This is a genomic window from Jannaschia sp. W003, assembly GCF_025144335.1.
Lineage (GTDB): Bacteria > Pseudomonadota > Alphaproteobacteria > Rhodobacterales > Rhodobacteraceae > Jannaschia.
Genome location: NZ_CP083539.1, coordinates 1038918 through 1061120, shown reverse-complemented (window position 1 = coordinate 1061120; position 22203 = coordinate 1038918). Strand labels below are relative to the sequence as shown.

The 22203-nt window shown below is 69.6% G+C and carries 22 protein-coding genes; 12 read left to right on the top strand and 10 right to left on the bottom strand.

Annotated features, from left to right (window positions below):
• Window position 1 precedes the first annotated feature (1 nt).
• The 7 genes from soxB to K3554_RS05075 all read right to left on the bottom strand — a co-directional run bounded on the left by soxB (window position 2) and on the right by K3554_RS05075 (window position 5332).
• Window positions 2-1690, bottom strand: coding sequence for a thiosulfohydrolase SoxB (soxB, locus tag K3554_RS05105; RefSeq protein WP_259944475.1), 1689 nt, complete (start codon window positions 1688-1690; stop codon window positions 2-4).
• An 89-nt stretch (window positions 1691-1779) separates the two neighbouring features.
• Window positions 1780-2625 (bottom strand): sulfur oxidation c-type cytochrome SoxA, encoded by an 846-nt coding sequence (gene soxA, locus K3554_RS05100; RefSeq protein WP_259944469.1) that lies wholly within the window; start codon window positions 2623-2625, stop codon window positions 1780-1782.
• 62 nt (window positions 2626-2687) lie between these two features.
• Window positions 2688-3017, bottom strand: coding sequence for a thiosulfate oxidation carrier complex protein SoxZ (gene soxZ, locus K3554_RS05095; protein ID WP_259944464.1), 330 nt, complete (start codon window positions 3015-3017; stop codon window positions 2688-2690).
• Between the two features lie 25 nt (window positions 3018-3042).
• Entirely contained in the window at window positions 3043-3459 is a 417-nt protein-coding gene (gene soxY, locus K3554_RS05090; RefSeq protein ID WP_259944459.1) for a thiosulfate oxidation carrier protein SoxY, read from the bottom strand.
• A gap of 2 nt (window positions 3460-3461) precedes the next feature.
• The gene (soxX, locus tag K3554_RS05085; RefSeq protein WP_259944452.1) at window positions 3462-3941 is read right to left on the bottom strand and encodes a sulfur oxidation c-type cytochrome SoxX; all 480 of its coding nucleotides are present in this window, start codon (window positions 3939-3941) and stop codon (window positions 3462-3464) included.
• 90 nt (window positions 3942-4031) lie between these two features.
• Complete coding sequence (locus K3554_RS05080; RefSeq protein ID WP_259944442.1) at window positions 4032-4583, bottom strand: thioredoxin family protein; 552 nt, start codon at window positions 4581-4583, stop codon at window positions 4032-4034.
• Window positions 4584-4597: 14 nt separating this feature from the next.
• Complete coding sequence (locus K3554_RS05075) at window positions 4598-5332, bottom strand: cytochrome c biogenesis CcdA family protein (protein ID WP_259944440.1); 735 nt, start codon at window positions 5330-5332, stop codon at window positions 4598-4600.
• Between the two features lie 49 nt (window positions 5333-5381).
• On the opposite strand from K3554_RS05075, the gene K3554_RS05070 reads away from it, so the two are divergent.
• From K3554_RS05070 to K3554_RS05050, 5 genes are all read left to right on the top strand, one after another.
• Entirely contained in the window at window positions 5382-5783 is a 402-nt protein-coding gene (locus tag K3554_RS05070) for a hypothetical protein (protein WP_259944436.1), read from the top strand.
• A 63-nt stretch (window positions 5784-5846) separates the two neighbouring features.
• Window positions 5847-6206 (top strand): helix-turn-helix transcriptional regulator, encoded by a 360-nt coding sequence (locus K3554_RS05065; RefSeq protein WP_259944429.1) that lies wholly within the window; start codon window positions 5847-5849, stop codon window positions 6204-6206.
• A 31-nt stretch (window positions 6207-6237) separates the two neighbouring features.
• Window positions 6238-7287 (top strand): YeeE/YedE family protein, encoded by a 1050-nt coding sequence (locus K3554_RS05060; protein WP_259944419.1) that lies wholly within the window; start codon window positions 6238-6240, stop codon window positions 7285-7287.
• 378 nt (window positions 7288-7665) lie between these two features.
• Window positions 7666-8859: a site-specific integrase gene (locus K3554_RS05055; RefSeq protein ID WP_259944416.1), complete on the top strand. Its 1194-nt coding sequence runs from the start codon at window positions 7666-7668 to the stop codon at window positions 8857-8859.
• Between the two features lie 205 nt (window positions 8860-9064).
• Window positions 9065-9265 carry an AlpA family transcriptional regulator gene (locus K3554_RS05050; RefSeq protein WP_259944413.1) on the top strand — a complete coding sequence of 67 codons (201 nt, stop codon included), beginning with the start codon at window positions 9065-9067 and terminating at the stop codon, window positions 9263-9265.
• A 1651-nt stretch (window positions 9266-10916) separates the two neighbouring features.
• Here K3554_RS05050 and K3554_RS05045 read toward each other — a convergent pair.
• From K3554_RS05045 to K3554_RS05035, 3 genes are all read right to left on the bottom strand, one after another.
• Window positions 10917-11228: a hypothetical protein gene (locus tag K3554_RS05045; RefSeq protein ID WP_259944409.1), complete on the bottom strand. Its 312-nt coding sequence runs from the start codon at window positions 11226-11228 to the stop codon at window positions 10917-10919.
• Window positions 11229-11649: 421 nt separating this feature from the next.
• Window positions 11650-12063 (bottom strand): DUF2493 domain-containing protein, encoded by a 414-nt coding sequence (locus K3554_RS05040; protein ID WP_259944405.1) that lies wholly within the window; start codon window positions 12061-12063, stop codon window positions 11650-11652.
• Window positions 12063-12317, bottom strand: a complete 255-nt coding sequence (locus K3554_RS05035; protein WP_259944403.1) for a hypothetical protein — start codon at window positions 12315-12317, stop codon at window positions 12063-12065. The genes K3554_RS05040 and K3554_RS05035 overlap by 1 nt, the downstream gene beginning before the upstream one ends.
• A 700-nt stretch (window positions 12318-13017) precedes the next feature.
• Here K3554_RS05035 and K3554_RS05030 point away from each other — a divergent pair.
• From K3554_RS05030 to K3554_RS05000, 7 genes are all read left to right on the top strand, one after another.
• Complete coding sequence (locus tag K3554_RS05030; protein ID WP_259944398.1) at window positions 13018-13755, top strand: IclR family transcriptional regulator; 738 nt, start codon at window positions 13018-13020, stop codon at window positions 13753-13755.
• Window positions 13756-13771: 16 nt separating this feature from the next.
• Window positions 13772-15829: a hydantoinase/oxoprolinase family protein gene (locus K3554_RS05025; protein WP_259944389.1), complete on the top strand. Its 2058-nt coding sequence runs from the start codon at window positions 13772-13774 to the stop codon at window positions 15827-15829.
• Window positions 15819-17849, top strand: a complete 2031-nt coding sequence (locus K3554_RS05020; RefSeq protein WP_259944381.1) for a hydantoinase B/oxoprolinase family protein — start codon at window positions 15819-15821, stop codon at window positions 17847-17849. Before K3554_RS05025 ends, K3554_RS05020 begins: the two co-directional genes overlap by 11 nt.
• Window positions 17849-18598 (top strand): SDR family NAD(P)-dependent oxidoreductase, encoded by a 750-nt coding sequence (locus tag K3554_RS05015; protein WP_259945793.1) that lies wholly within the window; start codon window positions 17849-17851, stop codon window positions 18596-18598. The genes K3554_RS05020 and K3554_RS05015 overlap by 1 nt, the downstream gene beginning before the upstream one ends.
• A gap of 10 nt (window positions 18599-18608) precedes the next feature.
• Window positions 18609-19502, top strand: a complete 894-nt coding sequence (locus tag K3554_RS05010) for a polysaccharide deacetylase (protein WP_259944375.1) — start codon at window positions 18609-18611, stop codon at window positions 19500-19502.
• 67 nt (window positions 19503-19569) lie between these two features.
• Complete coding sequence (locus K3554_RS05005; RefSeq protein ID WP_259944373.1) at window positions 19570-21126, top strand: ABC transporter substrate-binding protein; 1557 nt, start codon at window positions 19570-19572, stop codon at window positions 21124-21126.
• Window positions 21127-21191: 65 nt separating this feature from the next.
• A complete protein-coding gene (locus tag K3554_RS05000) occupies window positions 21192-22196 on the top strand; it encodes an ABC transporter permease (protein WP_259944371.1) in 1005 nt (334 codons plus the stop codon).
• Window positions 22197-22203 lie beyond the last annotated feature (7 nt).

Genomic DNA, 22203 nt, shown 5'->3' with positions numbered 1-22203 from the left:
CTCACGCCCCATCGACGATCACCGAAGCGTTCGGCCCGACCGAGACGGTGCCCTCGCGGGCGATGTAAGATTCCACCACGTCCCAGATGGGCGGGCCCTCGACGTCTGGGTTCACGCTGGCCCAGCCGGCCACCGCGTAGGTGCCGTCCGGATCGAGGCGCTCGCCCGTCTTCAGCAGCGTCATCTCGGTGATGCGGCTGCCCTGGGGCTTCGCGATGTCGATGCGGTAGCCGAGGCCGCCCACCCGCACCATGTCGCCGCCCTGCTGGTAGTAGGGGTCGGGGTGGAACAGGTTGTCGGCCACGTCCTCCATGACCGTGTGAAGCTGCGCGCCGGTCATCTCGGTGCGGTAGGCCTCGGGGTAGCTCATGGCGGTGACGTTGAAGATGTCCTCGCGGGTGATGTCCTGCCCCGGGATCACGCTCGCGCCCCAGCGGAAGCCGGGCGAGAGGGCGATGTCGGCCTCGCGCTCCTCCAGGAGGGCCTTGCAGATCAGGTCGTCCCAGGTCCCGTTGAAGTTGCCCCGGCGGTAGAGCAGCGAGTCCGTGCGGCCGATCACCTCGGTCAGCTCGGAGAGGAAGGGCGCGCGCTGCGCCTCGACCAGGGCGCGCATGTCCGGGTCGGGGGCGATCACGTCCGAGAAGATCGGGATCAGCTTGTGGGCGACCGACTGCACCGCACCGTCCCGCACGTCGAGGTCGAGGCGGCTGACGAACTTGCCGTGCGATCCGCTCGCGATGAGGTGGGTCTTGCCGACCAGCAGCGGCTCGGGCAGCGCGTCGTGGGTGTGGCCCGTCAGGATCACGTCGATGCCCGGCACGCTCGCGGCCATCTTGCGGTCCACGTCGAAGCCGTTGTGGGACAGGACCACGACCGCCTCGGCGCCTGCGTCGCGGGCCTGCTGGACGACCTCGGCCATGCGCTCCTCGCGCACCCCGAAGCTGAGGCCCGGGAACAGGTAGGAGGGGTTGGCGATCGGCATGTAGGGGAAGGCCTGCCCGACCACGGCGATGCGCGCCCCGCCCCGCTCGAACATCCGGAAGGGCTCGTAGGCCGGCTCGTCCCATTCGGCGTCGAAGATGTTGGCGCCGAGGAACGGGAAGCGCAGTTCGTTCTCGATGATCTCGTTCACCCGGTCGAGGCCGAGCGTGAACTCCCAATGCGCGGTCATGGCGTCGGTGCCCAGCGCGTTGAACACCTCGACCATGTCGCGCCCTTCGGTGCGCAGGGCTGTTAGGCTGCCCTGCCAGGTGTCGCCGCCGTCGAGCAGCAGCGCGTCCGGGCGCTCGGCGCGGATCGCCTTGACCACGGTGGCGATGCGGTCGGCGCCGCCCATGCGACCGTAAGACCGTGCCAACGCGTCGAAGTCCGGGTAGCTCAGGGCATACTGCGCCGGCGAGCGCGGCTCGATGCCGTAGCGGCGCAGGAAGTCGTCGCCGGTCAGGTGCGGCGGCTGGCCGGCCGCATCGCCGACGCCGATGTTGACCTCGGGCTCGCGGAACCAGACCGGCACAAGCTGGGCGTGGATGTCGGTGACGTGGATCAGCGTGACGTTGCCCGAGGTGTCGAAGCGCAGGAGGTCGTCCTGCGTCATGGCCTGCTGCGCGGCGAGCCGCGCCCAGGGGACGCTGCCGCCGTAGAGGGCCGACGCCGCCATGGCCGCCTGGAGGAAGTCGCGCCGGGAGATCATCGGGACACCTTCTTCGTATTCATGTTCTTGCATCCGTCAAGGCGGGAAAGGCCCGCCTGCCGTCTCCGGCGGGCGGGCCTTCCGGGGGGTCAGTTGCGGACGGAGGGGCCTTCGACCGAGAGGCCGTTCCCGCGCGACGCGACGTAGAGCTCGAGGGCCACCAGCTCCGGCGAGCCCACCGCGAAGGTCTCGGCCCGGGTATCGCGGATGCAGCCCCGGAAGCGCGAGTGCACGCCGTTGAGCTTGGTGTTCTTGAGCCGGTAGGTCGGGAAGCCGTTGATCTGCCCCTGGCTCAGGTGGTCGGCGCGGATCATGCGGCCGTAGTTGTCCTCGTGGCAGTTCGAGCAGCTCAGCTCCAGCTGGCCGAAGCGCGTGTAGTAAAGCTCCTTGCCCTGCTCCCACGTGGACTGTGCGGGGCCGTCGATGGCGACGTTCACCGGCATGCCGCGGCTCACGGAGGTCAGCAGCGCCACCATGTCGGTCGCCGCACCCTTGTCGTAGGGCAGCGGCTCGGCGCCCATGCGCTCGGTGCGGCACTCGTTGACCTGCATGGTGAGGGTCTGCACCTCGCCCGCCGCCTCGTCCCACTTGGGGTAGGTGGGCGCCACGCCGGCCATCTCCTCGGGCTCGCCGTGGCACGAGGCGCAGCTCTCGCCTCCGGTGCCCTCAGCGGCGTTCCACATGTCGATCGCGCTCTCGACGCCCAGCATGCCGGGGTTGTCGAAGTCGTCGGCCTGCACCGCCTGCGTCTCGTCGGAGCGGAAGCGCCAGCCCGAGTAGATGGTGTCGATCGCGCCTTCCAGGTGATCGGGGGCCGCCGCCTCGGTGACGATCTCCAGATCGCCGTTGACGACAAGCTGGTCGTCGTCCGGGTCGGCCTGCGCGGCGCCGGCTGCGAAGGCCAGCACGGCCGCCGGGAGCATCAGGGTCTTCATGTCGTTCCTCCCTTCCCTCGCGGGCGGGCGCGGCCCCCTCCCGGGGCCGCGCCGCGCGGCGCTCAGGAGACCGTGATGGCCTTTTCCTCGGTGTAGACGTCGCCGTCGTCGTCGTACCACGTGAACACGAAGGTGCCGGAGGCCGGCACGGTCGCCTCGAACTCGAAGTACGGGTTGGTGGAGATCGCCGGCTCCAGCGTCACGTCGATGACGTTCTCGCCCTCGAAGTCGACCGTGAACCGGTTGATGATCGAGCGCGGGATGGTGTTGCCGTCGCTGTCCTTGCGCTGGCCCGATTCCATCGGGTGCGAGATCAGCGTCTTGATCTGGATCGTCTCGCCGGCCGCGGCCTCTCCGGGGACGCGGACGCGGGGCTTCACGCCTTCAGCCATGTCTTCTCTCCTTGTCCTGTGGGGCTCAGCCGCCGCATCCGCCGATGGTCACCTTCACCTCCTGCGAGGCCTGCACGAAGCTGCCGTCCGGCATCCGCGCGATGGCGACCACGTCCTGCGTGCCGGCGAGGCGGATCCGCGTGGCCGCGTACTGCGAGGCGGCGAGCGGGCCGAAGTTGAACGTTCCCACGTCGGGGTTGGGATTGCCGGCGGCCAGCAGCATGATCGCCTCGGCGCCGGGGGCCGACACCTCGACGGGTACCGTGTTGCCGTTCTCGGCGATCTCAGGCGCGGTCAGGGTGATCCCCTCGGAGCCCACCTCGGCGCCGCCGGTGAACGCGGCGATGGCCTCGTCCACGGCCGCATGGGCCTGCATCGGCAGCGCGGCGAGCGCCGCCGCGGCGCCGCCGAGCATCAGCGTGTCGCGTCGCGTCAGTCGCATCTTCAGCTCTCCTTCAATGTCATGAGGTAGGCCACCACGTCCTCGACCTCCTGGGCCGTCAGCAGCGGGTCCAGCTCGCCCTCGGCGGCCTTGCCGGTGTAGGCGTCGCCGGGCCGGACGTAGCCGGTGGTCTTGTAGAACGACGGCATCATCGTCTCGGGGAACATCATCTTGGCGTTGGCCACGATCCCGCGCAGGTCGGCCTCGGTCCAGCGGTCGGCCACGCCGTCGAGCATCGGCCCGATCTCGCCGTGGAAGCCCAGCTCCTCGAGGTCGGTGACCGCGTGGCAGGCGATGCAGTTGCCCGCCCCCTTGTCCATCAGGACGCGGCCGTTCTCCGGATCGCCCGGCGCGCCCGAGAGCGAGACCTCGACGGCCCCGTACTCGTCGTACGTCACCTCGGACGGGGCCACGGTCTCCGCCGCGGCGATGCCGGCGGCGCAGACGAGGGGCGCCGCGATTCCAAGCGCATAGCGTCTCATGGGACCTCCCTAGTCTCCCTTGCGCCGACGCTACGCGGGAGGTGGCGGGGATGGCAAGGACGAATGCATACTCGTGAATACTTCGATCCGTCAGCCCCCGCCCAGCTTGCGCGCGTGATAGGCCTGGAACGGCTCGTCGCCCGCGTAGCCGCGCTCCAGCACCCATTGCAGCAGGTTCCGCGTGGTGCCCGCACCGAACGCGCCGGGCATCGTGGCCACAGCCGCCTCGCCCGCGGTGGCGCCCTCGGGGACATCCTCGGGCAGGAACAGGAGGGTGGGCGTGAAGTTGAGGCCCCAGCGGCGGACGGCCGCCTTCTCGCTCATCGATTCGCCGTCGAAGTCGGTCACCTCGACGTCGCCGAACATGTTGAGCTGCACCACGAGGTAGTCCTCGCCCAGCATCCGGGCGATGTCCTCCCGGGGGAACACCTCCTCGTGCATCCTGGTGCAGTAGATGCAGCCCCGCTGCTCGACGATCAGCAGGAGACGGCGGCCCGACGCGTTCGCCTCGGCCAGATCCTCGCGCAGGTCCTTGAAGGTCTCCACCATCCAGGGCGCCTTGTGCAGCCCGTCGTCGCCCAGCTCGGCGGCGGGCGCGGCGACCGCCCAGAGCGCGGCAACGGCGGCAATCAGAAGTCTCATGGCATTCTCCCTCGCTATCCGATCGCGGGCCAGAACCGGAGCATCCAGTTCGCGATCACGTTCATGGAATTGGTGGCGATCAGCAGGGCGAAGGCGACCAGCACGCCCCCCATCGCCTTCTCGATGACCGGCAAGTGGCGCCGAAAGCCGCGCATCCAGCGCATGAAGGGCCCGACGAAGGCCGCCGCCAGCACGAAGGGCGCGGTCATGCCCGCGGCATAGGCCAGCAGCAGGACCATGCCCTCGCGCACGCTCTCCTGCGCGCCGGCCATGAACAGGATCGCCGCCAGAACCGGCCCGACGCAGGGCGTCCAGCCGAACGCGAAGGCGAGGCCGATCACGTAGCCGGACACGATGCCGCCGCCGCCCGTCGCGGCGCCGCCCGCCCCCTGCCCAAACGAGCGGTAGAGCAGGCCGATCCGCAGCACCCCGAGGAAGTGGAGCCCCATCAGGAGGATGATTCCCGCCGCGATCCAGCGCAGCACGTCGAACCACTCGCGCACCACCTTCCCGAACAGCGTGGCGGTGGCACCGAGGCCCACGAAGATCGTGGCGACCCCGGCCGCGAAGGCCAGCGCCGAGACCACCGCCCGCCGCCGCGTGCCCGCCGGCACGTCGCCCGCCTCGAGCGCGGCCGCGCTGCCGCCCGCGAGGTAGCCGAGGTAGAACGGCACCATGGGCAGGATGCAGGGCGACAGGAAGCTGAGGAGTCCCGCCAGCACGGCGCCTGCGATGGTCACGTCGAACACGGCCGCATCTCCCCTTGTTGCCGAACATATTCAAGATACGTTGTGCGACATGCAAGCGATCCGTTCCATCCTCCTCGCCGCCTCCGCGGCGCTCGCCCTCGAGGCCGCGCCCGCCGCGGCCGAGGTCGCCCTCGTGATGGGCGAGGAGGCGGGCTGCATCTGGTGCCAGCGCTGGCGCGAGGAGGTGGGCGGCGAGTACCCCCTCACCGCCGAGGGCCGCGCTGCGCCGCTCCGGCGCGTCGACATCCACGAGCCCGTCCCGGACGACCGCGCGCTCGAGGGTCCGATCCGCATCACGCCCACCTTCGTGCTGGTCCGCGACGGTGCCGAGATCGACCGGTTCGAGGGCTATCCGGGCGAGGATTTCTTCTGGCCGGTCCTCGGGGCGATGCTGGACCGCGCGGCCGAGGGCGGGGCGGCCGAACTGGACGGCTGGCGCGAGGCCCGCTAACACCGCCCCGCGTCCCCTGCCCCCGTCTCGCCCGAGGCGGCCCTCCTGTCCGGTTGCCCCGCCATGGCCCTACCCGTCTTCGGACCCGAAACCACCGAGGAGGAGCTCGACCGCATGGTGGAGAACGCCACGGCGGCGTCGAACTTCCTCAAGGCGATCAGCCACGAGGGGCGGCTGATGATCCTGTGCCACCTGGCATCGGGCGAGAAGTCGGTGACGGAGCTGGAGACCCTGCTCTCGGCGCGCCAGGCGGCGGTCTCGCAGCAGCTCGGGCGGCTGCGCCTCGAGGGGCTGGTGCAGCCCCGGCGCGAGGGCAAGGCGATCTACTACTCGTTGACCGACGACCGCGCGACGCGGATCATGGACGTGGTCTACGACCTGTTCTGCCGCGAGGCGGACGGGGAGGAGCGCTCACGCTCCTGACCGCGCGGCACGCTTTGGGAGGGGCGGGCACATGCTGGAAACGATCGGAGACGGCGGAGCCGCGGCGCTCCTGGGGGCATTCGGCGGCGTGCTGCTCGGCCTCGCCGCGCGGCTCGGGCGCTTCTGCAGCCTCGGGGCGATCGAGGACGCGCTCTACGGGGGCAGCACCGAGCGCGTCCGCATGTGGGGCGTGGCGCTCGGCGGCGCGATTTTCCTGTCCTTCGCCGCCGAGGCCCTCGGCTCGGCCGACCTCTCGGCCTCGGCCTACCTCGCGCTCCGGTGGTCGCCGCTGGCGGTCCTCGTTGGGGGCACCCTGTTCGGCTACGGCATGGCGATGGCGGGAAACTGCGGGTTCGGCGCGCTCGCGCGCCTGGGCGGGGGCGACCTGCGTTCGTTCGTGATCGTGGTGGTGATGGGGATCACTGCCTACGCCGTGATGTCCGGCCCCTTCGCGGGATCGCGCGTCTGGCTGTTTCCCGACGTGGCCGCCACGGCGCCGCAGGGCATCGCCCATCTGGCCGCCAGGGCGACCGGCCTGCCCGTCGCCGCCGTGGGGCTGGCCACGGGCGCGGCGCTGCTGATCGGATCGCTGCTGGCGGGGGGCACGCGGTTGCCCGCGCGCACCGCGGCCTGGGGCACGGTCGTCGCGGTGGCGATCGCCTCCGCGTGGATCGGCACCTCTTGGATCGCGCGGACCGGGTTCGACGGCCTGCCGGTGGTCTCGCACACCTTCGCCGGCCCGCTCGGCGCGACGATCCTCTGGGTGATGACCGCGAGCGGCAGCACCGTGGACTTCGCGGTCGGCTCGGTCGCCGGTGTGCTGGCGGGCGCGTTCCTCGGCAGCCTCAAGCGGGGCCAGTTCCGGTGGGAGGCCTGCGAGGACCCGCGCGAGCTGCGACGCCAGATCGGCGGCGCGGCCTGCATGGGCGTGGGCGCCGTGCTGGCGATGGGCTGCACCATCGGCCAGGGCCTGTCCGCCTTCTCGGTGCTGGCATACTCCGCACCCCTCGCCGCCGCCTCGATCGTGCTCGGCGCGGCGATCGGGTTGCGCCAGCTCATCACCGGGTTCCAGGCGGCCTGAGTTCGGCCGACCGCGCCGCGTGACACGGAGGCCCAGCTTGGCGGTGGCACGGACTGCGGGGAAGGTATTGCTCGCGATTCCCGAGCGCTACGCACCGAAGGGAGATGAGCGTCCCGTCCGCGCGGAGGCATGGGGGGACCAGAACTGCTCCCCGACGTGCCCGACGGCCGCAGCTAACGGCGTTCTGGCTACGTCTCGAAACGTTCTGCGCGGAAAGGCGGTGCCGCTGAAGGGCATCCTCCCGACGTCCAGCAGTGTCCGAGAGAGTCCCGTACGCCGCTGATTTTGCTGCACAATATCGACCCTTCCCGTCCCGCACGATCTTGCAGGATCCCGCAACTTCCAGTACCTATGGGTGGACAGAAAGGTGGACACAGAATGGCCGGTCGACACAGGCTTTCCGCGGCCTTCGTGCGCGCGGCACCCCCGGGCAAGCACTGCGACGGCGCCGGCCTCTGGCTTCACTGCCGCGCGGACGGCGGCGCCCAGTGGTTCCTCCGGGTCACCGTTCACGGCCGCCGCCGCGAGATGGGTCTGGGCAGCGCCCACGACGTCTCTCTCAAGCGCGCCCGCGAGCTCGCCGACGCTTGGCGCGCCGTCGCCGTCGAGGGCCGCGACCCCATCAAGGAGCGCGAGCGTGAGCTGCGCGAGGCCACCCGCGCGGACACGAGCCTGCGACGCATCGCCGAGGAGGCCTTCGAGGCCCGCAAGGCTGAGCTGAAGGGAGAGGGGCTAGCGGGGCGGTGGTTCTCCCCCCTGGAGCTCCACGTGCTGCCGAAGCTCGGGAAGGTCCCCGTGGAGGATCTCGACCAGCGCGACATCCGCGACGTGCTTGCGCCGCTGTGGCACACGAAGGCCGACACCGCGCGCAAGGCGCTCAACCGCCTTGGCATCGTGCTGCGCCATGCCGCGGCCCTCGGGCTCGAGGTCGACCTGCAGGCCACCGACAAGGCCCGCGCGCTTCTCGGCAAGTCCCGCCACGCCGCGCAGAACATCCCCGCCCTGCCGTGGCAGGACGTGCCAGGGTTCTACGCCTCGCTCGGCGAGCCGACGGTCACCCACCTCGCCTTGCGGCTTCTGATCCTCACGGGGGTCCGCTCGGCGCCGCTGCGCGCGCTGCGCTTCGAGCAGATCGAGGGAGACATTTGGACGATCCCCGGCGAGGCCATGAAGGGGCGCCGGGGCCGCACGGAGGACTTCCGCGTGCCCCTCTCCCGCGAAGCGCTGCGGGTGATCGAGGCGGCCGGAGAATTCGAGCGCGACGGCTGGCTCTTTCCCTCCCCCCGCAAGGGCGTGATCAGCGATGCGGCCATGGCGCGGCTGATGGAGCGCCGGGGCATGGCCGAGCGCCCGCACGGGTTTCGCTCGAGCGTGCGCACGTGGCTCGCCGAGGCGACGGACGCGCCCCACGAGGTGGCAGAGACCGTGCTCGCACACGTGGCCGGCACCTCCGTGCAGCGGGCCTACCGGCGGACCGACTTTCTCGAGCAGCGCCGCGGGCTGATGGAGCGGTGGGCAGGGCACGTGACGGGGGAGAGCGGGGCGTTGGTTCGGTTCGGGCAGGCCAGCTGATCGCCGGCGCCGGGCCGGCGGAGAGGCGCCTGTGTGTCCGGGCCAACACACAGCTGGCGGGCATGCGTCGGGCGCCATTCACGGTGAGTGCCGAACGCAGCGAGACTTCCCCGGAGCACCGCAGCCTTTCGGTGCCCGTCTCAGAAGCACCTACGACCAACCTGCCCTTCCCGGCCACCTTCGGCCGGCTTCTGATGGAGTGCACATGACCAAGATCCACCGCCGCGCGGAGCTCGAGCAGATGCTCGGGATCAGCCGCTCGACGATCTACGCCTGGCTGAAGGCCGGGCGGTTCCCGCCGCCCCTGCGCCTCGGCGAGCGGGCCGTGGGATGGCGCGCCAGCGACATCGAGGCCTGGCTCGCCGAGCGCGCCCCCGCGGGCGCTACTGGGCCGGCCGGAGGCTAAACTCCGGCTCCTTCTACCACCTGCAGTGAGGCGCGGGGCTGACCGGGGGGCGGGCGACGCGCAGCAAGGCTGCGATCTGCCCGGCCCCACCGGCAGCCCGTCACTCGCCACCCCCCCCGCCAACGGCTTCCGCCGCGAGATGCGCTCGCGGCGGGCGTTGATGTGCCGACGACCCGATGCACCACGACAGTGAGCGCGGTGAGCGAGCCGATACGCTTCAGGAGGGAGGTCTTGCAGCGCAGGGCGCCCCCCCCGGGCTGGCCGGACGCGTCCTCACCTCGCAAAAGCCCGACGGCTGCGCGGAGGCGACCGCCTGACCCGCGCAATGCAGCGGAGGCGAGACCTCGGCCAGCCGTCGGTACAGCCATCTGCGCGGCGGCAAGTGCCGGACGACGCGGCTGCCTCCCCTGCCAGCCCCGATCCCTGCTGGGCGGCACTCGGGCATGACGCGCGCAACCGCTCGCTCGGGCCGCGATGCTAGGCGGCCGCCGCGCCTCTGTGACGCAGGCTACAGCGCCGAGAGGGACGAATTGGCTCCCCCGCCCTGCCCCGGAATCTGCTGGCGCTGTGACGCGCCTCTCAGGGCCGCAGCCGGCCATCGCGCGTACGATGCGCGTTTGCTTCACGGCGCTAGCGGCGACGCCGCGGCGCGGGCGGCAGCGGCTGCCGCGGGACAAACCGATGCCGCCTGCCGCCTGGCGAGTTCGCCACGGGCAGAAGCCTGCCATCCGGCCGACCGGGTGCGGGTCTGGACCCTGCCGCCGCGATTCCTTCCTTGAAAACGATGACCGGCCCTTGCGATGAGCGATCGCTCGCGGAGCAAACATGTCGGTACCGATCCACGTGAATGCGGGGGCTGCCACGTGCGGGATGCCCCCCGGCATTAGCTGCCCGGAAGGGCCGGCATCCCGTGCCCAGCGCCCCCCCTCCGACCGCGACCATTGGTCGTACGACCAATGGTCCCTCACCTCACCCCCATACCCCTAGAGTAAGGTGAGGTGAGGAACCCCGGTCCCCCTCCCACATGACGTGCGTCAGCCTTCACCATGCTGCCCTCTGGGCGGGCAGCAGGATGATGGCCGTCCCGCACGTCGCCGCCGGGTGGGGAGAGCGACCAGCGAAGGTTTGCTTCGGCAATTCAGCATCCGGGGACCGCAGGCTCAGGTGAACACTAATTTCGGACTGTGCGATGCGTCAGCGGCGAAGCCCTGCTCCCCTCGGGGGCCCTTCGGCGCCTGCCCCCCAATACAACAGCGCCCCCGGGGGACCCATGCCCGGGAGTGGGGGGGGTTTAACTGGCTAAGCGCCTAAGCGACCCGACTTCGCCCATCGCGCACCGCCGAACTGCTCGGCGCATCGAGCGACTGCCATTTCACCCCCACACGAAGATATAGAATGCGCATTATGTATCGTGGGAGAGGTGTCAGGATACCGCGTTTGAACCGTTCGGTTCAGCTGCCGGCCTCGGTATGCACGAGGTGCAGGGCTGAGGGCGCATCCCGCGCGCGGCTGCGGCGTCCGTCAGTGCCCGAGGGAGAGGGTCGCGGTGCCCTCTCCCCGTGTCACGGGTCGACCGTCACAGGGCCAAGTCGACCTCGCCCGGTACCCCGATACCCCGGAGCCAGGTCGGCGCTGTACGAGGCTCCCCTCGCTACCGGAGGCGCAAGCTCTTGCCGCACTGCCGGCCACCCTGCACAACCACCTGCCGGCGCGGCTGCGCCTGGCGCGCTGTGCAGCGCAGCGAGTGGGCCAGCGCCTCCAGCGCCTGCGCCTGCCGGTTCAGCGCCTCGACCCCTCGCCCGTCGATCGCCCCGCCGAGACCGCGCAGGCTGCCGACCAGGGCGAGCCCGAGCTCCTCGAGGCTGCGCCTCTCGACCGTGCCACCCGGCACGCCGACCAGCGAGACCGCGACCCCGCCCTCCACGAGCTCGACCTCGAGCTCCACCTCAACCGTGATGCCCACCTCGGGCTCCTCCATGCTGCGGGGCGCCTCTCTGGTCGCCCACCTGTTGCCGTGTCCCCCTGGTCGCCCTCAGGCCTGCGGCCTGCCGGCTGACCGGGCGTTAGCACGTCCTCGTACCCCGTCGAAGGGCTGGCCTCTCGATGACGTAGGGGACACCACGAACGACCGGCGGCGATTATCCCCCGCGGGGATGGTGGAGAGACCCCCACCCCACCCCACACCCCTATATAAGGTGGGGTGGGGAAGTGGGGGACGTCACCAACATGGAGCACAAGCCCCACCCTGTCGGGCGCCTGCGGCGCGCCCGACGAGGGAAGGGCGTGAACTGTGCGGGAGGGAGGTGGTGGAGCTTTCCCCCACCCCGATAGGGAGCCCAGCCGACCCCGTAGGATCGGCAGAGCTCGAGGGCGCGCGAGCGCGCCTAGACCGCCGGGCGGCGCCGCCTGAGGGCGGCGAGCCTCGGCCCCACGGGTTGTGCTGTCGGGACGATGCGAACGGGCACGCCCATCCGCTGCGCGCGCTCGGTCAGGTCGGTCGAGCCCAGGCCCACGAAGGCGAGCACCAGGTCGGGCTTGCCCTCCCGCAGCATCCGCACGGCTCGATCGACCGCTGCGGCCGAGCGGCTGAGGCGCGGATAGTCGGTGGCGTAGACCTCGACGTCCGCGCCCGCCCGCCCGGCCCACGCCTCGGCCCGCCGCGGGGCATCGCCGGACTTGGCAGCCGGAACGACCAGCGCCACCGGCCGCGGAGCCACGCGGCCCGCGATGCGGTCGAGCTCGCGGTCCACGAGCTCCCGCGGTGCCCGCCCGCCGCACACGAGCACGCGGTACGCCATCACACCGCCTCCTGCCAGGCCAAGTGGTTGGCCCACCAGGCGACCGTGCGAGGTGGGAAGGCCCGCTCCGCGTTCTCGACGTGCTCCACGGACAGCATCCGCTCGCCCTCGGCGATGCCGTCGGCCAGGAGCCGCTGCGCGAGCAGTGAGACCTCGCCGGCCATCTTCTCGAGCCCGGCATCCTCCGGACACGCCACGTACAGCCCGCACTGCGAGCCGCCGGGGAACTCGATCGTGACGCGCAGGCCGCCCATCGTCTCCTACAGCTGCTGCATCTCCATGTCCTCGCCGTAGTGGTCAGCTTGAGTGCGCAGTCGCGGAAGCCGAGGCGGCAGCCGACCCGCTTTTCCTAGCCAACGGCTGCGCGACCGAACGGCAGGCCCAACCCGCCCGGAGTGAGGTCCAGCGCGCCGCCCCACCCCCGCCTTCGCCTCCGATCGCCAGACCGCGAAAGTGTTAGTCCGCCGAGTTCAGGTCCGCGTCGCCACCCCTTTTGGCTCACTGCCCTCGCCATCCCCGTGAAGCGGCCCGGTGGCTGACTTCGAGTGGGAAAGAGGTCTTCAACCGTCAGATGTTTTTGCAAAAATACCATACCAAGCATGCTGCCTGTTTGGCGTGGTTCTATGATCATCGTGCTGAAAAGGCGTAGGGCCTCAATGGTGCTTCGCTTGGTTCGGGTAGAAGCGATCGGAGAATTTCTGGCAGGAAGCCGACTGTCTGGTTCCAGGACCTACGAAGGCCCTGAAACTTTCTGGCAGCTTGGGGACCACCACCGACCGCCATCGAGATCCCCATCGGTGAACCCCTACGACTTTCGGGCTCCATATCTTGTTTGCACGAACGGAAAGACGGGTTTCCCGGTAGACGCTTGACAGCGCGGCGAAATCCAATCCTCATTCGATATATGGAACGTAGTTCACATATATGAACGATTCTCGATCGGCCTCCCGCGTCTTGGAGATCCTCGAGACCCTCTCGATGCGTCCCGAGCCCGCGCGGTTGGGAGATCTGGCGCGCGATCTGGTGATCCCCAAGAGCAGCATGCATGCGCTTCTCACCACCTTGGTGAACCGCGGCTATGTTGAGCGTGATTCCACGGACCGCTACCGCATCGTCGAAAGCTTCCGGCAGGGGTTCGGCTGGGTTGGCGGCTTCGAGGCGCAGTTGCGAGCGGTGGCGCAGCCCATCATCGACGCCACCCGTGACGCCACCCGTGAGACCGTGTTCGTCTGCGTTCAGCGCCCCGACCTCGATGTGCAGCTTGTATGCAAAGCCGTTAGCGAGCAGCCGATCCGGTACGACGCGAAGGAGCAATCTTGCCTTCCGGGCTACGCGACGGTGATGGGCCGCGTCCTCCTGGCCCACACGGATCCGGACGCGGTGGATGCCTACTTCGCCCGAACCGAGCTGCAGGCCGCGACGGACCGTGCGCTGACCGACGAGGCGGCGATCCGCGAGGAGCTCGAGCGCATCCGCGCGCAGGGGTTCGGCACCATCGAGGAGGAGTTCGCCCAGGGCGGCTGCGGCATCGCCGCGCCGATCCGGAACGGCGAGGGCCGAGTGGTGGCGGTGGTCGACATTGCCACCGTGGCGCAGCGCTACGCAGCCCGGAAGGGCGAGATGAAGGCGGCCGTGCTGGAGACAGCAGAAGCGATCAGCCAGCGTCTCGGACATAGGAAGGAACGCGAATGACACGGGAACGCCGGGAATGAGCTATCGCGTCGGGGTCGACATCGGCGGGACGTTCGCGGACTTCTGCGCCTTCGACGAAGCGAGCGGGGCGATCCGCACCGTGAAGGTGCTGACCACACCGGACCGTCCCGGCCAGGAGGTGATCGACGGACTGGCAGCGATGGAGGACCGGCTCGGCATCGCGCCCGCCGATATCGGCTACTTCACCCACGGCACGACCGTTGGGGTCAACGCGCTGATCATGCGCCGCGGCATCCGCCTCGCCCTCTTCACCACCGAGCACTTCTGCGACGTGCTGGAACTGGCGCGCCTGAAGATGCCCGATCCCTACGACCTGCTCTCGGCCAGGCCCGAACCGCTTGTCACCCGCGACCTCGTGTTCGGCGTGCGCGAGCGCATCCGCGCCGACGGCTCCGTCGACACCCCGCTCGACCGCGCAAGCCTCGAGGCAGCGGTCGCCGCCGCCCGTGCCCGCGGTGCCGAGGGCGTGGTGCTGTCCTTTCTTCATGCCTACCGCAACCCCGCCCACGAGACCGAGGCGGCGGCGATCCTCGCCGAGATCGACCCAGACCTGCACGTCTTCTGCTCGCACGCGGTGCGTCCGATGATCCGGGAGTACGAGCGCACCTCCACCGCGGTGATCCACGGCTACCTCCAGCCCCGCGTCGCGGCCTATCTTGGCGCGCTGCAGGAGGCGCTGCGCGGCATCGGCGTGGAGCCGGAGCCGATGGTCACCAAGTCGAACGGTGGCGTCATGTCGGCCGAGCTGGGCAAGACGGCCTGCGTCGAGATGCTTCTTTCGGGCACCGCCGCCGGGGTGATGGGAGCAGCCTACGTGGCCCGCGAGGCCGGGATGGAGCGGGTGCTCTCGCTCGACATCGGCGGCACCTCGGCGGACGTGGCGATCATTCGTGGCGGCGTGCCGGGCTACGGCTCGGCCGAGGTGGTGGGCGAGTTCCCGATCCACGTGCCCTCCGTCTCGGTCACCTCGATTGGCGAGGGCGGCGGCTCGATCGCCCGGATCGATGCCGCCGGGATGTTGCGTGTCGGCCCCGACAGTGCCGGCTCGGTGCCCGGGCCGGCCGCCTACTGCCGCGGCGGCACCGAGCCCACCATCACCGACGCCTTCGTGGCGCTCGGCCTGCTCGACCTCGCCGCGCTCGGCTACGGCATGGTTGCCATTGATGCGGACAAGGCCCGCGCCGCCATCGCGCCGCTGGCCGAGCGTCTGGGTCGCAGCGTCGAGGAGACCGCCGAAGGCATCGTCGGAATTGCCGTGTCCGGCATGTTCCGCGAGGTGAGCAAGCTGTGTTCGCGGCGCGGCGTCGACGTGCGCGAGTTCAGCCTGCTGGCCTTCGGCGGCGGCGGCCCGATGATGGCGGCGCTTCTGGCTCGTGAGCTGGGCATGGCCGAGGTGATCGTGCCCCCGGTGCCCGGCGTGCTCTCGGCGCTCGGCGGACTCACGGCCGACGTGCGCAACGACTTCACAGCCGTCGCCTACCACGAACTCACCTCCGGGATGGCACCGGAGCTGCACGCCACCGTGGAGGTCCTGACCGGCCGGGCGCGGCGCTGGATCACCGAGGAGCAGCGGCATGCGGGCGAGGCGCTGTATCAAGCCGTGGCCGAGATGCGCTACCGCGGCCAGAGCTTCGAGATCGACGTGGCCTTGGACATCGACGCGCTGGCCCGCGGCGACGTCGCCCCGATCGCCGAGGCCTTCCACGCCGAGCACCGCCGCCTCTACGGCCACGCCGATCCCCATGCGCCGATCCAGGTCATCGCGATCAGCCTGATCGTCACCGGCCATGCCCCGAAGCCGGTGCTGCCGCGCCAGGCCGTCGAGGCGCGCGACGTCGCCCCCGGCCGCACGATCGAGGCCTATGTCGACGGCGCCCGCCGCCCCGTGGGCGTCTTCGAGCGCGCCGCGCTCACGGCCGGTGCCCGCTTCGCCTGTCCCTGCGTGGTCACCCAGGACGACACCACCGTGATCGTGCCGCCGGGCTTCTCGGGCCGGGTCGACACGCACGGCAACCTCATCCTGCGGCGGGAGGAGACACCCCATGCGCACTGATCCCGTCACCCTCAAGGTGCTTGAGAACCACGCCCAGGCGGTGGCCGAGAGCATGGCCTACACCCTGTTTCGCACCGCCCACTCGACCTTCGTGAAGGAAACCGAGGACTTCACCACCGGCCTGGTAACGCCGGCGGGGATGACCTTCGCCTCGCCTCGCGATCTCGGCGCGACCTGGTTCATCGGCCTCGACTACGCCGGCGCGATCGCCGCGATTGAGGACTACGAGGACGGCGACATCTGCATCACGAACGATCCCTACAGCGGGTTCGTCTGCACCCACACGCCGGACATGCACATCTGGAAGCCGATCTTCTGGGAGGGCGAGATCGTCGCCTTCGCGGTCGGCCACATCCACAACACCGACATGGGCGGCGCCGTACCCGCCAGTCTCTCGCGGGCCAACACCGAGGTCCACCAGGAGGGCATCCGCTTCCGACCGACCAAGCTGGTCAGCCGCGGGAAGCTGAACTGTGAGCTGGTCGACACGATGATGCTCAACGTCCGCATGCCGGAGCAGAACCGCGGCGATCTCAACGCCCAGATCGCCGCAGTGAACACTGGCGAAGCGAAGATGCACGAGATGATTGCCAAGTTCGGCGTAGAGACGGTGAAGGCGGGGATCGAGGATTTGCTCGATGTCGGCGAGACCCGGGCGCGTGCGGTGCTGGCCGGGCTGCCCGACGGCGACTACCGCTTCGTCGACTACCTCGACGAGGACGCCCCCGGCGGCGTTCCGGTGCGGCTCGACCTCACCTTTCGCATCCGCGGCGAGGAGGCCGAGCTCGACTTCACCGGCTCGGATCCGCAGTTGCAGTCTGCGCTCAACATGCCCACGGGCGGCAACTCGCGGCACATCCTGCTCATGGTGGGCTGGAACTACTGCCTCTACACACTCGACCCCTCGATCCCGCTCAACGGCGGCATCCTGCGCCCGGCCACGTGTGTGGTACCCGAAGGCACGGTGCTCAACCCGCAGCACCCGGCAGCGGTGGGAATGCGCTCGCTCACCTGCTCGCGGTTGCAGGGGGTGATCATGGGCGCCTTCCATGCGGCAGCGCCGGATCGCCTTCCGGTGGGCGCGGCCGGCGGGGGCGGTATCGTCAACGTCAAGACCTTCGACGCCCGCACCGGACGCCTTGCCATGGCTTCGATCGACCCGGTGGTTGGCGGAGCGGGGGCCTCGGCGCGGGGGGACGGCACCGACGGCTCGGGCGCGGTCAGCGGCTTCCTCAAGAACACTCCGGTGGAGATCAACGAGGTCGAGGTGCCGATCAAGGTTCGCCGCTACGGGCTGGTGCCCGACTCGGGCGGCGCCGGCCGCCACCGCGGCGGACTGGCCACCGAACTGGAGATCGAGGTCTTCGCCCCCGACACCGTGGTCACCGCGCGCAACCGCGACCGCTCTGTCTTCGCCGCGTGGGGCGGGCAGGGGGGCGGGGCCGGAGCACCCTCGCGTTTCACGCGCGCCTGCGCCGACGGCACGAGCGAGGATCTCGGCAACACCGATGTGGTTCGATTGGGTCCGGGCGACGTCATCAACCTTACCTCTGGCGGCGGTGCTGGCTGGGGGCCCGCCTTCGAACGCGATGCCGCACTCGTCGCTCGCGACATCGCTCGCGGCACCGTCTCGGCCGCCGCGGCGCGGGAGGAGTACGGCGTCGCCCTAGACGCCTCGGGCGCCGTCGAGGCAGATGCGACCGAGGCGCTGCGGGCCGAGATGCGGCGCGGGCGGGGCGAGGCTCCGACCTACACCTACAACGCCGGCCGCCGCGACTTCGAAGCGGTCTGGACCGATGCGAATTACGCCGCCCTGACCCAGGCCCTGGCACGGGTACCTGTGCACTGGCGCCACTTCGTGAAGCGGAGCGTGTTCGATCACGTTGCCGCCCTGCCCGCTGGGCGCCGCCGCGGCGACGGCTCGGAGGTGGACACCGCCCTGGCCACCGCGGTGGCGCGCCTGCCGCAGCTAGCCAAGCATCTGCCCGACCACGCGCCCCGCCGGGAGGCGGCGGAGTGATGCGGCTCGACCTCACCGACCGGCTGGTTCTCGTTGCCGGCGCCGCGCGCGGCATCGGCGCCGCCATCGTCGCCGAGTGCCTCGAGGCCGGGGCGCGGGTGCTGGCCGTCGACATCGACCCCGAGGGGCTGGACGCCCTCGCCGCGCGGCACCCCGAGCGACTGGAGACGGCCGCGCTCGACCTTACCGATCCGACCGCCGTCGCCGAGCTGTGCGAGGGGCGCGCGGTGGAGGTTCTGATCCATGCGGCGGGTGGCGTGCGGGGCCAGAGGCCCAAGCCCATCGAGGATGTCTCCGATGCCGACTGGAGCGCGATCTACGACGCCAACGTCACCGCTGCGCTCAACCTCGTGCGACTTGTGGTTCCGGGCATGAAGGCGCGGGAGCGGGGCCGGATCATCACCATCTCCTCGGGCGCAGGGCTCAAGCCGAGTCTCACGGGTATCCAGGCCTACTGCTCAGCCAAGCACGCCTTGGTCGGGCTGACCCGGCAACTCGCCTTGGAGCTGGGTCGGTTCGGTATCACCGTGAACTCGGTCGCCCCCGGCTTTCTGCGGACCAGCCCCGACTACGAGCGTCAGTGGCAGGGCTATAGCCCGGAGGGGCAGACGCGCATGCTCGAAGGCATCGCCATGCGCCGCCTTGGCAAACCCGAGGACATCGCGGCGGCTTGCCTGTTCCTGGCCTCGGACCGGGCGGGCTTCATCACAGGACAGGTCCTGCCCGTCTCGGGACACCCCTTCCCATGAGGAGCGCAGCATGAACGAGGAACCAGAGCCGTGGCAGTGGCCCGAGGCGGTTTGGCGCGGCAAGGTGGACCGGGTGCGGGCCGGTCCCGCCTTGCAGCCGGCATCCTGGCCCGAAGGAAAGCGCTGCGCGGTCGCCCTTTCGTTCGACGTCGACCACGAGACCAATGAGCTGCGCGACGGTGGCAAGTCCATCGGTGCCATGAGCCGCGGACAATACGGCAACCGCCAGGGCGTGCCTCGCATCCTGGAGCTCTTGCGCCGCCACGACGTGCCGGCGAGCTTCTACGTGCCCGCCGTGGTGGCCCAGCTCTACCCGAACGAAGCGCGGTCCTTCGTCGATCTCGGCCACGAGGTCGGCATCCACGGCTGGATCCACGAACGCAATTCGGTGCTGCCCTTCGAGGCGGAGCGCGATCTTCAGATGCGTTCGGCGGACGCGCTGGAGCGCATCTGCGGGGTACGCCCGGTGGGCATTCGCACGCCGTCCTGGGACTTCTCGCAGCACACGCTCGAAATCACCCGGGACATGGGGCTTCTCTACGACAGTTCGCTGATGGCCGACGTGGATTGCTACCGTCTGCTGCTCGATGGCGAGGACAGCGGTGTGGTGGAGCTGCCGGTGGAATGGATCCGCGACGACGCTGTCTACTTCAACATGAACCGCTTCACCGCACTACGTCCCTACACCCCGCCAGAGGCCGTCTTCGACGTGTTCTGGCGAGAGTTCGAGGCTGCGCGCGCCGAAGGCGGCATCTTCCAGCTAACCATGCACCCGCACGTCATCGGCTACCGCTCGCGGATCTGGATCCTCGAGGAGCTGCTGCGGCGGATGACGGCGACCGGCGAGTGCTGGTTCGCCACCCATGCCGACATTGTCGAGCACGCCGTGGAACGCGCGGCCTGAGGCCGGGCCGGGCGGCCTGCCGCCTGGTCCCAACAAGAAACGACGAACCCTAACAGTGGAGATGAAGATGAAAGCACTTGCCATCGCGCTCGCCTCTGCCCTGTCGCTGGGTCTTCCGGCGGCGGCGGACGCCCAGACGCGCTACGTGCACGCGAACAATTCGGCTTACGACACGCTGGACCCGCACACGGTGTTCGACGTGGCCCGGGTCGCCACGCGCCTGAACTTCTACGATGGGCTTTATCGCTGGGTGGACAACCCGCCCCAGCTGATCCCTTGGCTGGCCACCGAGCACACCGTCTCGGAAGACGGCCTTACTTGGACCTTCACCCTGCGCGACGACGTGACCTTTCACGACGGCAGCTCGCTGACCGCCGACGACGTGGTCTACTCGATGGAGCGGATGCTGGCGCTCGCCAGCGGGGCGGGCGCGCTGTTCCAGCCCCTGATCGATCCGGGCATGACCAAGGCCATTGACGATCACACCGTCGAGTTCACGCTCAAGGAGCCTTCGGCGATCTTCGGCTCGATCGTTCCCGACATCCTCGTGGTCAACTCGGACGTGGTGAAGGAGAACGAGGTCGATGATGACTGGGGCGGCCAGTACCTGACCGACAACGTGGCCGGCTCGGGCTCCTACAAGCTCCAGCGCTACGATCCCGCGATCGGGTTCATCGGCGAGCGCAACGAAGACCACTTCGCCGGCTGGGGAGAGCGCTTCTACGACGAGATCGAGTTCCGCACCGTCGTCGAGACCAACACCCGCATCCAGGGCTTGATGCGCGGCGATTACCAGGGCCTCGACGGCTACCTCGCCCCCGACCAGGTCGACCGCCTGCGCGAAGCCGAGAACGTGAAGATCCTCGAAGAGGAGTCGATGCGGGTCTACCACATCGCCATGCACAACGGGCGCGCGCCGCTCGACGACCACAACTTCCGCATGGCGATGGCCCACGCCTTCGACTACGACGGCTACATCGACGAGATCATGGGCGGGACCGTCGCGCGCAACGCGACGATCAACCCGGGCAACCTGTGGGGCACGCCCGACGTGCCGGGCTACGAGTTCGACCTCGAAAAGGCGAAGGAATATCTCGACGCCTACAAGGCCGAGCACGGCGACGAGATCCGCACCCTCAAGATCGGTACCCTGGCAGGCTTCGCCGAGACCGAGCAGACCGCGGCGCTGATGCAGAACAGCCTTGCCCAGCTCGGCATCGACGTGGAGATCGAAAGCGCCCCCTGGCCGGTCATCTCCTCCAACATGCGCAATCCCGAAACGATGCCGGACATGGTGCCCTACTGGAAGAGCACCTACTACGCCGACCCCAACAACTGGATCGGCGAGCAGTACGGCTCGCGCTACGCGCCCACGCGCAACGTGTCGGACTACAAGAACCCCGAGGTCGATCAGCGGCTCGAGCAGGCTCTGCTGACCACCGATCAGGCCGAGCGCGACCGGCTCTACAAGGAGGCCACGAAGCTGGTCTACGACGACGCCGCGGGCATCTGGATCTACAACACGAAGTGGTACGGACCTTACGCCAAGAGTGTCGAGGGCATTCGCTTCAGCCCGGTCGGCAACGGCCAGGACATGCGGTGGGCCTACCCCGCCGAGGACTGATCCTCCCGTGAACTGCCCGCGGCGCGTGAGCGCGCCGCGGGCTCCCAGAGCCTCTGGAGTCCGCCATGCGCCGCTTGGAAATCATTGTGTCCCGGCTCGTCTGGTTCGTACCGACGCTCCTCGGACTGATCGTCGTGGTCTTCCTGATTTCGAACGTCGTGCCGACCGATCCGGCCCGCATCGTCGCGGGCGAGAACGCCACCGAGGCGCAGATCGAGGCGCTGCGTGTTCGGATGGGGCTCGACAAGCCGCTGCCGGTCCAGTTCGGAATCTACCTGCGCGATCTGGCCACCGGCGATATGGGCCAGTCCCTCTACACCCGGCGCGACATCTCCTCGGATCTGCTCCACCGCCTCCCGGCGACGCTGGAGTTGACCTTCGCGGCGATGATCCTCGCCATCGGGCTGGGCGTCCCCCTCGGAGTGATCTCGGCAATCCGGCGCAACTCGCTCACTGACCAAGTGCTGCGTCTCCTGTCGATCTCCGGCCTCGCGGTGGCCAGCTTCTGGCTGGCGATGGAACTGCAAATGTACTTCTCGACCAAGCTCGGCTGGACGCCGCTCAATGGGCGCATTGCGGGCTGGGGTCCTGAGCGCGTCACCGGCTTCCTCCTCGTCGACTCGGTCCTCGCCGGGGACTGGGCCTCGCTGCGATCCGCGCTAAGCCACCTAATCCTGCCAGCGATCACGCTGGCCCTACCCGCTGCCGCCACGCTCGTGCGCTTCACGCGCGCCGGGGTGCTGGAGGTCGTGAACTCGAACTTCGTGCTCTACGAGACAGCGATGGGCTGGCCGCGCCCGCTGATCGTCTGGAAGTACGTGCTGCGCAACGCACTGATCTCCACCGTGACCCAGATCGGCCTCGTGTTCGGTGCGCTGTTCGCCGGGGCGGTTGTGGTGGAAGCGGTGTTCGACTGGCCGGGCCTGGGTACCTACGCGGTGCAGTCGATCCTGCAGTCCGACACCAAGGCGATCCTGGGCTTCTCGATCCTCGTGGGCGTCGTGTTCATTGTCATCAACCTCGCGGTCGACATCGTCCATACCTTCATCGACCCGAGGATCCTGAAATGAGCCCGCT